The sequence below is a fragment of the Frankia sp. Cppng1_Ct_nod genome (genome assembly GCF_920656135.1).
In the GTDB taxonomy this organism is placed as follows: domain Bacteria; phylum Actinomycetota; class Actinomycetes; order Frankiales; family Frankiaceae; genus Protofrankia; species Protofrankia meridionalis.
This window is the reverse complement of sequence record NZ_CAKKTK010000108.1, coordinates 1-11,582: the sequence shown is the minus strand read 5'-3', so window position 1 is coordinate 11,582 and position 11,582 is coordinate 1. Positions and strand designations below refer to the sequence as shown.

Sequence of the window (11,582 nt, the reverse complement as noted above, 5' to 3'; positions counted from 1 at the left end):
TGACCGGTTTCCGTCACCTTGCCGGTAGCTCCGAGGTGGGCGCCGGGCGCCGCGGTGGCCTCAAGGCCCGCTTTGGGTGCCACGGTGGCACCGACCTGTGTTCCCGGCGCCACCGTGGCATCCACAGAGCTGCCGACCCCGACCTGGCCATCAGCACCCGTGGTGTCGTTACCGACATCCCCGGTTGCAGTCCCCCTGGCGTGGTTGGCCGACTCGCCGTGGGGTTCCGTTGTTGGCGTGCCCGTGGGGTGGGCGCTATCCGCCGCGGCGAGGTCGGCGTTGAGTACCGCTGTGCAGTAGGCCGTGACCTTGTCTTTGCCTCCCGCAGCGGTAATCAACACGGTGAAGGATGGGGCATCGAGGGCTTTGCCAGGGTTGTCCCCCGCACCCGCTGTATAGGCGTGGCACAGTCCGACCAACGACGCCGAGACAGAGGCGCGGGCGTTTGGACTGTGGACGGACGGAGCGGTCGCATGAGCCGAAGCCGAGGTCGTCAGCTGCACGGAGGAGTCGCTTGCCCCTGGCGAGGGCAAGACGCCTGTGCTGGCCGCGACAGCAACGCCACCGACAGTCGTAGCAGCGACCGCCACAGCGGCAACCTTTACCGTGACGAGCTTCGCAAGGCCAATTTTGATCATTGAGTCTCTCCGGGTCTGGGCGACGGGAACGAGACGCGCCTCCCGGAACGCGGCCATAGCCGCTTCCTCACCGGCGAGCTCGCCGGCACGGGCCGGAGCGGCCGCGGCAGCAAGCAGGTCAGCAAGAGGATCCGGACCGGCCTTCGCATCGACCGGGCCGCCGCGAAGCATCCGCTCCGCGTCGCCCTTGCCGATCCGAAGGGATCGGTGTGTGCTCATCTCACGTCCTTCAGCGTCAAAGCCCCTGCTGATGTCACACCCGGCTGGAAATTATGACTCTCGTCGCATGGTGGCACGCTGACCAACTTCGTCCGCCGGCGTGCTTCCATCCTGACCGAGTTGTTGCGCGAGCCGGCGCAGTCCGCGATACGCAGCGGTACGGACAGCGCCAGCACGCTTGCCCAGCACGCGCCCGGCAGTCTGCGCATCCAGACCTACGACCACCCGCAGAAGCACCGCTTCGGCCTGGTCATGCGGGAGACCCGCGATCAGTCGTATCGCAGCCTCGGTAGACACCGTCTCCAGCGCACGTCCAGCGGTATCGTCGCCGGACGCCAGCTCGGCCAACTGCTCGATCGGCAGATCGAGTCGAGGACGACGCCGCTCCCGGCGTACATGGTCCAAGGCGCGGTGACGTGCGATCGTTACTGCCCAGCCGCGGAACCCACTGGAATCTCCACGAAACGCGGGTAGATCCCGGGCTATCTGCAACCACGCCTCGGACGCCACATCCTCAGCGTCGTCACCGACAAACGCCCGCAGGTAGCGCAGCAGCCCCGGCTGAACCGCCCGGTAGATCACCCTGAACGCATCCTCGTCGCCACGCTGCGCCTCGGCCACCTCGAACGAGAGGTCCACCTCGGCCACCCGTGACTTCTCAACTGCGACGGGTACATCGTCGCTGCCCTGCGATGCTGACGCTGTGTCTGCGAACGATCGCCGCGGAACGCCAACACCAGCGGTGGTGGCGTCTCCACCGCTCATCTCCGCGCTGCGATCCACCGGCCAGATGATGCAGCACACCCGAGGGGAGGTCAGCGTGGGGTCTGCCACTGTGGTTGGTCAGTGTCACTTCAAGGCCTGAGCCGGACCCGCGGCTCGCGACTGATCGAACCCCGGTCCGGCTACACGTCCGAGCGGATCCGCGCGTTGCCGAATCCCGAGGTTCACAACGTCACGAAGTCACACGTGCGGGTCGTGGCTGGCAAGCGGACCAGCACAGTCGCATGGAACGCGGCCGGACATGATGGGCCGGCGCTGGCTAACACGGCATTCGCTACTGGGGCGACAGGGTCGCATATCCAGACCGTCGCGTGTTCGCCTGCGAGGGTATCAACTCCGCACGGTTCCACCTGCGATCACTTGTGGTGACAGATCATTTTCCGCCATGAGCGTTTGTTTCGCACTGCCGCCAGCATCCACGACGCACGTGTAACACCGGCGAGGGCGTCGACGCTGAAGGAGATACGGGCACAGGCTGCCCCTGTACCGACCGACTCCCCCCGATCGGTGCAGGGGCCCAGCGCCAGTTCGTCCTGTCCTGGCCTTCATCGGTCACCTTCTATCGGGCGGAGGAACCTGCCATCAGACGAAACCAGGCGGACACACCCCCATGCCGGGGTCGAGCCAGCTACGGCGTGACAGAAGGAGTTCCGACCTAGAGCCGGGTCAGGCAATGTTGGCCGTTGGTGGGGCGAGCCTGATGACCTCCTTCGTCGCGGGCTGGCTGCCGGTATTCGGGGACACCTACCGCACCTGGCAACATGATCGAGACCGTTCGCCGCGTGCGAGTACCACGACCGCCACCGGCACACCATCCATGGAGGTAAGCACGATGCCCGGTGACGGACCGTCGGAGACGACGCGGCACCTGTTCGGACGTTCCTCGCTGGGCGCCGACGCTGCCCATCAGCTCCAGGTCCGTACTCCCGGCACCATCGCTGCAACGATCTCCCTCGGAACCGCCGACGGCCAGAACATCCGGGAGACCACCATTCCCACCCTCAACTACATCGGCGCCCAGCTGGAGGAAGCAAATCTCACCGACGCCTGGCTCATCGGGGCGAACCTCACCGGCGCCTGGCTGGGCGGAGCGAACCTCACCGGCGCCTGGCTGGGCGGAGCGAACCTGACCGGCGTGTTCTGGTCGGTAACGACCCGCTGGCCTGACGGCGACTGGGCGCGGCGGATGTGGGATGCCTCGGACGAGGTCGCCCAAGGGATGTTCCAGGTCCGGGAAGGTTTCGGGGAACGGGACAAGCAATCCACCCTCATCTGCTAGCTCATTCCCGAGTCGGACAACCCACGTTGTCGTCCAGCGGCCGTGTTTTCCCCCTCCGCCGCGGCGAGGGCGGACTGCACGGCGGGACGCGATGTGCCTGCCGCACCCTGCACGACCGGCTCGGGCCCTGGCGGGCCCCGCCGCCGCTGAGAGTACGAAAGCCCCGCCGTCGCCGTGCGGGTCAGTTGTTCCCGTGGGTTTATCCGGTGGACGGGGAACAGCCCCTGTGCTGCAGGATGGCGAGTAGAGAGAGCACGGCATCGTCGAGGGTCGGGCGACGTAGCCACCTGACAGGGGCCAGGCCGGGGAGCTGCGGTGGCCGGCTGTCTGCGACGTCAGGGTCGACCGTCCGTAGCTCGGCGGATAGCACCTGTTCACGATCGGTGAGGATCGGGTAGATCTCCCGCGGCGCCCCGTCTGGGTCATAGATCCCCACCTTGTCCTGCGTCGTCCAGCAGCAGGCGCTGCCTTCCTCGGTGGCCGTCGCCAGATCCTCGGCCGCAAACCACGCGGTCACCTCGTCGGAGGACTCCACATCGGGACCAGGATGGTTCCGCGTCCCCACCACGGCGGACCGGCGGACCGACGGACGCTCGATCTCCACATCGGAGACGTTCAACATCGACTCGACCCGAAACACCATGCCCCTCCTCTACACATATAGCTTTCGTGCCGAGCATGGAGGGGGTCAGGAGCGGTTGTCAATGACAGGGCACGCTGGGCCAACGACCACCGCGACTCATGCCCGCGACAGAATCCCCGCTATCCGCAGGGGGACTGGGCGTGCCGCATCACACTCGCCGTTCTCCGCGGCATGCTCACACCACTCGCGTGGGTGCTGACTCGCCGGTGTGAACCCGCCATGTCGTCCGCAGTGGCCGCGACCCGCGTTGGTGTCAGCTCCCTCTGGTCATTCACACACAGACCCGGGAGCGTCAGCGCCTTGGGCAAACCGTCGGACAGCGCCCATTGCCCCCCGTATCTCTATACAGCCAATATGGGGAGCATGGCCGATCTTCCGAGAGTCACCGCAGCAACCCTCGACGTCCTCGAGGCACTACTCGATCATGATGACGGGAAACTGTACGGACTGAAGATCACGAAAATGGTTGGGCGGCCGACCGGCAGCGTTTTCCCGATCTTGGCCCGCCTGGAGCAGCTGCAGTGGGCCACCAGCTACTGGGAGACCACCGAGCAGTCGGCCAGCGGGCCACGGCGCCGGTTCTACCGGCTCTCCCCCGAAGGTATGGCAAGCGCCCGCAGCCTGCTGGCTGAACGCCGTCCGGCCCGTCGCGGGTTTGGCTGGCAACCCGCCCCCGGGATCGTCTGATAAGTACCACCGCCGTGGTGTTCTTCCTCGGCGTCGCCGCGGTCGGATTATCGCTGCTGCCGCCAAGCCGAGGGGCTGGTCACCCCGTCCGCCATCCTGGTCCGTTTCGTCCCCGGTCGTCACCGCCTCCCGGAAAGACATCCGATGACCACTCGTCCCACCCCGGCACAGTCACCCGACACCACACACATCAATATGATCGGCACCGTCGGCGCCCTGATCGTCATCGGCACTCTGATCGTCATCGGCACCGTAGGCATTTTCGGTGTCGCGGGCATCCTCGGTGTCGCGGGCATCCTCGGCGTCAACATCGCCCTCCTCATCGGCGGCGAGCCTGACGGGCTGCTCGGGGTAGCCGCCGCCCTACTGAGACACGAAGAGGATCAGATCCGCTACGGTGAGGAGTGGAAGGCGACCCTCGCCGACATCACCGGACCGCTGTGTGGGCTACGCCGATTTCTGTGCGCGGCAGGACTGCTCCGGGCCACGGTCGGTATCCGACGTCTCCACCGTTCCTAACAACCGCACCAAATCGTCCTCGCACGACCAGTCCCCGGACCGGTAGCCCGCGGTCACGCTGCCCCGGAGTGCGCGGTGCCGAGAAAGGCAAACTCTCCTCGCGGGTCTGCCTGTGGTCGGGTAGTGGTACGAGACGCCAAGGATAGCCACAGAACGGCTACCAAAAGCCACGCCTGGTGATGGAATGGGCAGTGACAATATCGTCGCGCCCAAGGATCCCCGCCATGACTACTACCGTCCGCGCGCTCGGCCGCAGTGCAGCAGAGAACCTACCGGCCGTCCACACACATTTTCAGGCCTCCTATCACCTGGGATTTGTGGGTTTGTCCTATGTACTCGCCGCGCTCGGCTCGTTCGCGGCGCTGGCGAGCGCGGCACGCATCCGCGCGACACGCGGCAGCAGGCGGCTGTGGTGGGTGACCGTCACTGCGGTGGCGCTCGGCGGCGGCGCGATCTGGTCCATGCACTTCGTCGGGATGCTCGCCTACCACATCGAACCGGGCATCACCTTCGCCCTACCCGCGACAGCCCTCTCCCTGGGTATCTCCATCGTTGGTGCCGGCATCGGTCTCGGTATCGTCGCAAACAATCCCGCCAATACCACGCGGCTGATAGGTGGCGGAGTGTTGGCCGGTTTTGCGATCACGGCGATGCATTACACCGGTATGGCCGCGATGCGCACGGCCGGTACGATCAGCTACCGGCCGCCGCTGGTGGCGCTGTCCGTCCTCATCGCCGTGGTCGCGGCGACCGCGGCATTCTCGATCGCCTTCCACGTGGGCGGCACGCAACGCGTCCTGGGGGCATCCGGGGTGATGGCGCTGGCAGTATGCGGCATGCACTACACGGCAATGGCCGCGACCCAGGTCACACCCGACCCGGCACTGGGTCCCGCGGTCGGCGTCGGTCCCTTCTCGCTCGGCATCCTGACTACCTTCACCTCATCCATCATCATGATATTCATCATCTGTGCTGCTCTCGGTGAAGTAACCAACCCGGAGGTCACCGTCCCACCGATCACCCCAAAACCCGGGCAGCACCGACCCGGCACCCAGCCGGACAGCGCCAGTCCACCCATGCCCGAAAGCACGTCGATAGGCCCTGGCCAGGACTTCCAGACCATCGGATAATCCCTTCCACGGAAGACCATCCCGCGGGCCTGCCCCGTTTCGGCAACACCGCGGACAGCGGGGATCGCCGCCGACACACCGTGCGGCCCCGGCCCAATACCAGGAACTTTAGAGGGCAACTTGACGGAGAGAGGAGTTCGACGTGGCGGCCGACCCGGTGGGAGCGGACTCGCGTCGCGCGAAGGGGCGTCGGTGAACGGCACGGCCAGCCGGTGATCGGACAAGCGGGCCGGGGCCGAGGATCGGCAGTACGGCCATCCGGCGGTCGGAGACCGTGGCCGGGGTTCGAGCTTCGTCCATCGCGCTCCTTTCCGTCCCTGTCGCGGCTGCGTCAGTCCGCTGGCTTGTGCCAGTAGTCCTGCCAGGTGGGCCACGCCTGCGGAATGTCGCCGCGACCGGTGGCGCTCGCCGGCCAGCTCGCGGGTTCCTGCAGGAGCGGCCGCTCGTCGAGGTGCAGACCGTAGAAGAGCTGGTGGTTACGACGCGTGAAATACCATTCGCCGCCCCGCCGCTCGTAGTCGTCCTCGTAGGCGATGGCCTGGCGTAGCCAGCTCCGCTCGTCCCCCAGTTCGGCGATGCAGTAGATCGTTCCCGCGGCGTGCTCCGGGTCGAGCAGGTTGATGACGTGCTGGCCGACCGTGAGGATCGCGACGGGTGCGACCCTCAGGTGCAGGTCGAAGGATGCACGCAGCGCGTCCCGGCCCCGGACACCCCTTCCTACCTTGACGTCCGGAACGAACAACTCGACCAGCGCCTCGGTGTCACAGGAGCCGACCGCGAGGGCGTAGCGGGCGGCAAGCTGCCCGATCTCCTGGTGCGCCAGCATGCGCTCGACGTCGGTCATGCCCGCCGGCGGTGGGATACGTCGCGGTCCGTGACGACGGGTGTCGGTCATGCCCGGCCCTCCTGGTGGGGTGCTTCATCCGATGCAATCCGGATCGTCGGACTGCTGTCGACCTCGGCGTGCTACCGACAGGGCTGTCTGTCGGTGTCGCCGTCCGACCAGGTCACCGTCTCCGGTCGGACGGCGGGCGGCGGGCGGCGGGCGGCGGGCGTTTCGGACTCAGGTAATCGTCTGGACGCCGGAACCCCGGCCGGCTGGGTCGCCGGCGACGAGGTCTACGGAAACGACCCGAAACTCCGCGCCGAACTCGCTCGTCGGGGCGTCGGCTACGTCCTGGCCGTGGCCTGCGACCACCGGGTCACCACCGGGATCGGGGTGCGCAAGGCCGTCGAGCTCGCCGTCCGGCTGCCCGCCCCGTCCTGGCAGCGCCTGTCGGCGGGAGCGAGCTCCAAAGGCGAGAGGTACTACGACTGGGCGCTGCTCGATACCGAAGACAAGGACCTTCCGGGCCGGCACTGGCTGCTCGTCCGCCGCCCACGCCCTGCACTGGTCGAACTGGCGACGCCGTCACCAAGCCCACGCCAAGGCGTGCCACTACCGACGACGGGACCACGAACCCAACTGATCACAGAACTACGACTGCCGTACTAGGCCAAAGGCGACCGGAGCGGATCGACCCGGTTGTCGCGGGACCCCGACCCCGGGAAGTTACAGTCGTCGCATGCGGCCCACCCTGCAGGTACCGGACGCCTCCGCGTCGGCGGCGTGCCTTGCCCGGATCACCGGCGTCGAGCGTCACGACGTCGCCGTGGTGCTCGGGTCCGGGTGGCTGCCCGCGGCGGATGTGCTCGCCGCGGCCGGAACCGTGACCGCGGAGGTCGCCACCACCGAACTCGGCGGTTTCCCCCCGGCTAGTGCCCCGGGCCATGCCGGACGGGTGCGTTCGGTCACCCTCGGCGGACGTCACCTGCTGCTCTTCCTCGGCCGGGTCCACGCCTACGAGGGCCATCACCCGTCCGTGGTCGCCCATGGCGTCCGGACGGCATGCGCCGCGGGCGCGTCCACGGTCGTACTCACCAACGCCGCGGGCGGGCTGCGGGAGGACCACACCGTCGGCCAGCCCGTACTCGTCGCCGACCATCTGAACCTCACCGGTCGCAGCCCGCTGGTCGGCCCGCGGTTCGTCGACCTCACCGACGCCTATTCCCCGCGACTGCGCGAACTGGCACGAACCGTGGATCCGACGCTCACCGAAGGTGTGTACGCCGCACTGCCCGGACCACACTTCGAAACCCCGGCCGAGATCCGGATGCTGCGGATGCTCGGCGCGGACCTGGTCGGCATGTCGACCGTCCACGAGACGATCACCGCACGGGCCGAGGGCGCCGAGGTCCTGGCGCTGTCACTGGTGACGAACCTCGCGGCCGGGATGACCGGCGAACCCCTCAGCCACATCGAGGTGCTGAAGGCGGGCGCCGCCGCGGCCGGACGCATGGGCGCGCTGCTCGCCGCAGTCGTCACGAGGCTCTGAGCGCTCGGGACCGTGAGCAATCGAGCCGACTGCCGGATCCACCGTGACTGACCCGGATCCGGCTCTCCTCGTCCAGGTCCGGCAGTGGATCGCGGGCGACCCCGAACCCGCCGACCGTGCCGAACTGGCCGCCCTGCTCGATGCCGGCGACCTGCCAGCCCTGCGCGCCAGGTTCTCCGGTGCCCTGCGGTTCGGCACGGCCGGGTTGCGAGGGCCGCTTCGCGCCGGCCCTGCCGGGATGAACACCGCGGTCGTTCGGCGGGCGGCGGCAGGTCTCGCGGCCTGGCTTCTCGCACAGCGAGCGGGCCGGACGGACCCGGCGGACCCGGCGGACCCGGACTCCGCCGGGCCGGCGCCGCTGGTGGTCGTGGGCGCGGACGCTCGCCGTGGCAGCGAACGATTCGCGCTCGACAGCGTCCGGGTGCTGGCCGGGGCCGGGTTGCGGGCCGCTCTGCTACCGGGGCCGGTGCCCACACCGGTGCTCGCGTTCGCTGTCCGCCATCTCGGCGCCGATGCCGGGATCATGGTCACCGCCAGCCACAATCCCGCGGCCGACAACGGGTACAAGGTCTACCTGGGCGCGGCGGACGGGGACCCGGCGAACGGCGCGCAGATCATCGCTCCGGTGGACACGGAGATCGAGGCGATGATCGACGCGATCGGACCTGCCGCGTCCATTTCTCTGGGTGACGGCTGGATGCGGCTAGGTGACGAGGTCCGATCCGGCTACATCGAAGCGGCGGCGGCGCTGGCGCCCACGGGCGACACGGGCGACACGGGCGACACGGGCGACACGGGCGACACGGGCGTCCTCGCCGACCTCCGGGTGGCGTACACGCCCCTGCACGGCGTGGGCGCGAACACCCTGTATGCGGTGTTCACCCGCGCGGGTCTCGCCGCACCGTTCATGGTCCCCGAGCAGGCACAGCCCGACCCGGACTTCCCGACCACCGCGTTCCCGAACCCCGAGGAGCCCGGGGTGATGGACCGGGTGCTCGCGCTCGGCCGGGAGATCGGTGCCGATGTCGCCCTCGCCAACGACCCGGACGCGGACCGCTGCGCGGTCGCGGTGGGAGACCGGATTCTCACCGGTGACGAGGTCGGGCTGCTCCTCGCCGACCATGTCCTGCGCGCCCGCCCCGGCCCGGTCGCGACGACGATTGTGAGCTCCCGGGCCCTGGCCACACTCGCGGCCTCGTACGGCGTGGCGTTCTCCGAAACCCTCACCGGCTTCAAATGGATCATGCGTGCGCATGCCGGCCTCGTCTTCGGCTACGAGGAGGCGCTCGGCTTCGCGGTGGCGCCGGGCCTCGTCCGCGACAAGGACGGGATCACCGCGGCCCTGGCCGTCGCCAGGATCGCCGCAGCGGAGAAGGCCCACGGCCGGACGCTGCTCGACCGGCTCGACGACCTCGTCCGCCGGTATGGCCTGCACGCCACGTCCCAGGTGTCGGTCCGCGTCACCGATACCGGGCAGATCTCCGCAATCATGGAGGCACTGCGAGCCGAGCCCCCGACCCGTGTCGGCGAAGCCGCGGTCGTCGACATCCGCGATCTCGCCGCCGATCCGGCCACCAGGTCTGCCGCCCCCGCCATCGGCAACAGCAGAGCTGCCGAACCACCCCCGGCCGACGTGATTGTTTACCACCTCACGGATGGCGGGCGGGTGGTCGTCCGCCCCAGCGGCACCGAACCGAAAATCAAGGCCTACCTGGAAGTAATCGTCCCGGTCGCCTCCGACGCGGACGCCGCAGAGATTGACACAGCCCGCCGCGAAGCGGACGCCCGCCGGGCCACCCTCCACGCCGCCGTCCGGACGATCCTCACCCGCTGACCCCATCCGGTTGTCGACTCTCGTCCAACTACCGGAAACCTTGCGGAAAGCCGGGCAGACAGCGGGCCTGGTCAGACGGCGCCGAACTGACGGTCGCCGGCATCCCCGAGGCCCGGGACGATGAAGGCCGTGTCGTTCAGCCGCTCGTCGATACTGGCGGTGACCACCCGCACGTCGAAGCCGCTGGAGTCCAGCGCGGCGATTCCCTCGGGCGCGGCGAGCACGCAGACCAGGACCATTGCGGTGGCCCCATGGTCGGCCAGCAGCTTCAGGCAGTGCAACGCCGACCCGCCCGTCGCGAGCATCGGGTCGAGGAGCAGCACCGGGAAGCCGGCCAGATCGGCGGGTAGCGATTCCAGGTAGACGTGCGGTTCGAAGGTCTTCTCGTCACGGGCGAGGCCGACGAACCCGGTCCGTGCCTCCGGCAGCAGGCCGAGCGCGGCCTCCAGCATCCCGAGGCCCGCCCGCAGCACGGGTATGACGATCGGTGCCGTGGCCAGCCTGCTGCCACCGGTCAGTGCCAGCGGGGTGGCGACCGGGTATCGGACGGTCGCCAGATCCCGGGTGGCCTCGTAGATCAGCATCGTGGACAGTTCTCGCAGCGCCGTACGGAACGCCGGCGGTTCGGTGCGCTCGTCGCGCAGTGCGGTCAGCCGTGCGGCCACCAGGGGATGCTCAACGATGTCGACCTGCACGGTTTGTTTCTCCTCAGGTGAGCGGGACGAGCCGGCTGAAGCTCCCACCAGCAATGATGGGGTGTATGACAACCATCCCCGATGGAGAGGGCCGTCCCACCGGGTCGGGTGGGAGCGGCTCGGGCTCTGCGCCGCCGCGCCGGGCCGAGCTGGCCCGGATGATCGACCATACGTTGCTGCGTCCCGAGGCCACCGGTGAGGAGATTCTCGCGTTGTGCACCGAGGCCACCGAACTCGGGGTCGCCGCGGTATGCGTCGCACCCACCCATGTCTACCTGGCCGCCGCCGCAACCCGTCGGGGCGGTCTGGACGGCACCCGCGACCAGTCGGACGATCCGGCGTTCGCGGTGGCCTCGGTGATCGGATTTCCGCATGGCACCCATCTGACGGTGGTCAAGGCCGAGGAGGCTCGCCGAGCGGTCGCCGACGGCGCGGACGAGATCGATCTGGTGATCGATCCGGCCTGCGCGATGGAGGAGAACTGGCGGTCGATCGAGACGGAGATCGCCTCGATTCGCCTGTCGGTCCCATCCCACGTGATCCTCAAGGTGATCATTGAGAGCGCGCTGCTCCCGGACGCGAGTATCACGGCGGCCTGCCGGGCCGCGGAGGCGGCCGGTGCCGAGTTCGTGAAGACGTCGACCGGGTTCCACCCGGCGGGCGGGGCGAGCCTGCGGGCCGTGCGAGCAATGGCGGCGGCGGTCGGCGGCCGCCTCGGCATCAAGGCCAGCGGAGGCATCCGCACCGCCGAGCAGGCCCTGGCGTTCATCGAGGCCGGCG

The 11,582-nt window shown here is 68.6% G+C and carries 13 protein-coding genes; 8 read left to right on the top strand and 5 right to left on the bottom strand.

Translation table 11 applies throughout. From position 1 onward, the window contains the following. Positions 1-857: hypothetical protein (locus NBW77_RS20615; protein ID WP_131745592.1), on the bottom strand; the 857-nt coding region annotated here is incomplete at its 3' end. Positions 858-908: 51 nt separating this feature from the next. Continuing rightward, positions 909-1,505, bottom strand: a complete 597-nt coding sequence (locus tag NBW77_RS20610; RefSeq protein WP_242605611.1) for an RNA polymerase sigma factor — start codon at positions 1,503-1,505, stop codon at positions 909-911. A gap of 835 nt (positions 1,506-2,340) precedes the next feature. Between NBW77_RS20610 and NBW77_RS20605 the strand changes: the two genes are divergently transcribed. After that, positions 2,341-2,919 carry a pentapeptide repeat-containing protein gene (locus NBW77_RS20605; RefSeq protein WP_250280179.1) on the top strand — a complete coding sequence of 193 codons (579 nt, stop codon included), beginning with the start codon at positions 2,341-2,343 and terminating at the stop codon, positions 2,917-2,919. Positions 2,920-3,118: 199 nt separating this feature from the next. Here NBW77_RS20605 and NBW77_RS20600 read toward each other — a convergent pair whose 3' ends face one another. After that, on the bottom strand, positions 3,119-3,562 hold the full coding sequence (locus NBW77_RS20600) for a VOC family protein (protein WP_131745590.1): 444 nt from the start codon (positions 3,560-3,562) through the stop codon (positions 3,119-3,121). A gap of 363 nt (positions 3,563-3,925) precedes the next feature. Here NBW77_RS20600 and NBW77_RS20595 point away from each other — a divergent pair, with 363 nt between their 5' ends. The 3 genes from NBW77_RS20595 (at position 3,926) to NBW77_RS20585 (ending at position 5,898) form a co-directional block, all read left to right on the top strand. Then, on the top strand, positions 3,926-4,249 hold the full coding sequence (locus tag NBW77_RS20595) for a PadR family transcriptional regulator (RefSeq protein ID WP_131745589.1): 324 nt from the start codon (positions 3,926-3,928) through the stop codon (positions 4,247-4,249). A gap of 144 nt (positions 4,250-4,393) precedes the next feature. After that, positions 4,394-4,768, top strand: a complete 375-nt coding sequence (locus tag NBW77_RS20590) for a hypothetical protein (RefSeq protein ID WP_131745588.1) — start codon at positions 4,394-4,396, stop codon at positions 4,766-4,768. A gap of 224 nt (positions 4,769-4,992) precedes the next feature. After that, positions 4,993-5,898 (top strand): MHYT domain-containing protein, encoded by a 906-nt coding sequence (locus tag NBW77_RS20585; protein ID WP_250280178.1) that lies wholly within the window; start codon positions 4,993-4,995, stop codon positions 5,896-5,898. 331 nt (positions 5,899-6,229) lie between these two features. On the opposite strand, the gene NBW77_RS20580 is transcribed toward NBW77_RS20585, so the two are convergent. Continuing rightward, positions 6,230-6,793: a nuclear transport factor 2 family protein gene (locus NBW77_RS20580; protein ID WP_207386851.1), complete on the bottom strand. Its 564-nt coding sequence runs from the start codon at positions 6,791-6,793 to the stop codon at positions 6,230-6,232. Here NBW77_RS20580 and NBW77_RS20575 point away from each other — a divergent pair. From NBW77_RS20575 to NBW77_RS20565, 3 genes are all read left to right on the top strand, one after another. Beyond that, entirely contained in the window at positions 6,773-7,393 is a 621-nt protein-coding gene (locus NBW77_RS20575) for a hypothetical protein (RefSeq protein ID WP_131745587.1), read from the top strand. The two genes, NBW77_RS20580 and NBW77_RS20575, sit on opposite strands and share 21 nt — an antisense overlap. A 70-nt stretch (positions 7,394-7,463) precedes the next feature. Beyond that, positions 7,464-8,273, top strand: coding sequence for a purine-nucleoside phosphorylase (locus NBW77_RS20570; protein ID WP_250280177.1), 810 nt, complete (start codon positions 7,464-7,466; stop codon positions 8,271-8,273). Between the two features lie 43 nt (positions 8,274-8,316). Further along, complete coding sequence (locus NBW77_RS20565) at positions 8,317-10,107, top strand: phospho-sugar mutase (RefSeq protein ID WP_207386849.1); 1,791 nt, start codon at positions 8,317-8,319, stop codon at positions 10,105-10,107. Between the two features lie 71 nt (positions 10,108-10,178). On the opposite strand, the gene upp is transcribed toward NBW77_RS20565, so the two are convergent. Beyond that, positions 10,179-10,802: a uracil phosphoribosyltransferase gene (gene upp / locus NBW77_RS20560; RefSeq protein ID WP_131745585.1), complete on the bottom strand. Its 624-nt coding sequence runs from the start codon at positions 10,800-10,802 to the stop codon at positions 10,179-10,181. A 65-nt stretch (positions 10,803-10,867) separates the two neighbouring features. Between upp and deoC the strand changes: the two genes are divergently transcribed. Further along, on the top strand, positions 10,868-11,582 hold a 715-nt coding region (gene deoC, locus NBW77_RS20555; RefSeq protein WP_250280176.1), incomplete at its 3' end, for a deoxyribose-phosphate aldolase.

Coding starts and splice junctions, on each gene's coding strand:
- NBW77_RS20590 (WP_131745588.1), top strand. CDS start 4,394: ATGACCACTCGTCCCACCCCGGCACAGTCACCCGACACCACACACATC.
- NBW77_RS20570 (WP_250280177.1), top strand. CDS start 7,464: ATGCGGCCCACCCTGCAGGTACCGGACGCCTCCGCGTCGGCGGCGTGC.
- NBW77_RS20580 (WP_207386851.1), bottom strand. CDS start 6,793: ATGACCGACACCCGTCGTCACGGACCGCGACGTATCCCACCGCCGGCG.
- NBW77_RS20605 (WP_250280179.1), top strand. CDS start 2,341: ATGACCTCCTTCGTCGCGGGCTGGCTGCCGGTATTCGGGGACACCTAC.
- NBW77_RS20600 (WP_131745590.1), bottom strand. CDS start 3,562: ATGGTGTTTCGGGTCGAGTCGATGTTGAACGTCTCCGATGTGGAGATC.
- NBW77_RS20595 (WP_131745589.1), top strand. CDS start 3,926: ATGGCCGATCTTCCGAGAGTCACCGCAGCAACCCTCGACGTCCTCGAG.
- NBW77_RS20585 (WP_250280178.1), top strand. CDS start 4,993: ATGACTACTACCGTCCGCGCGCTCGGCCGCAGTGCAGCAGAGAACCTA.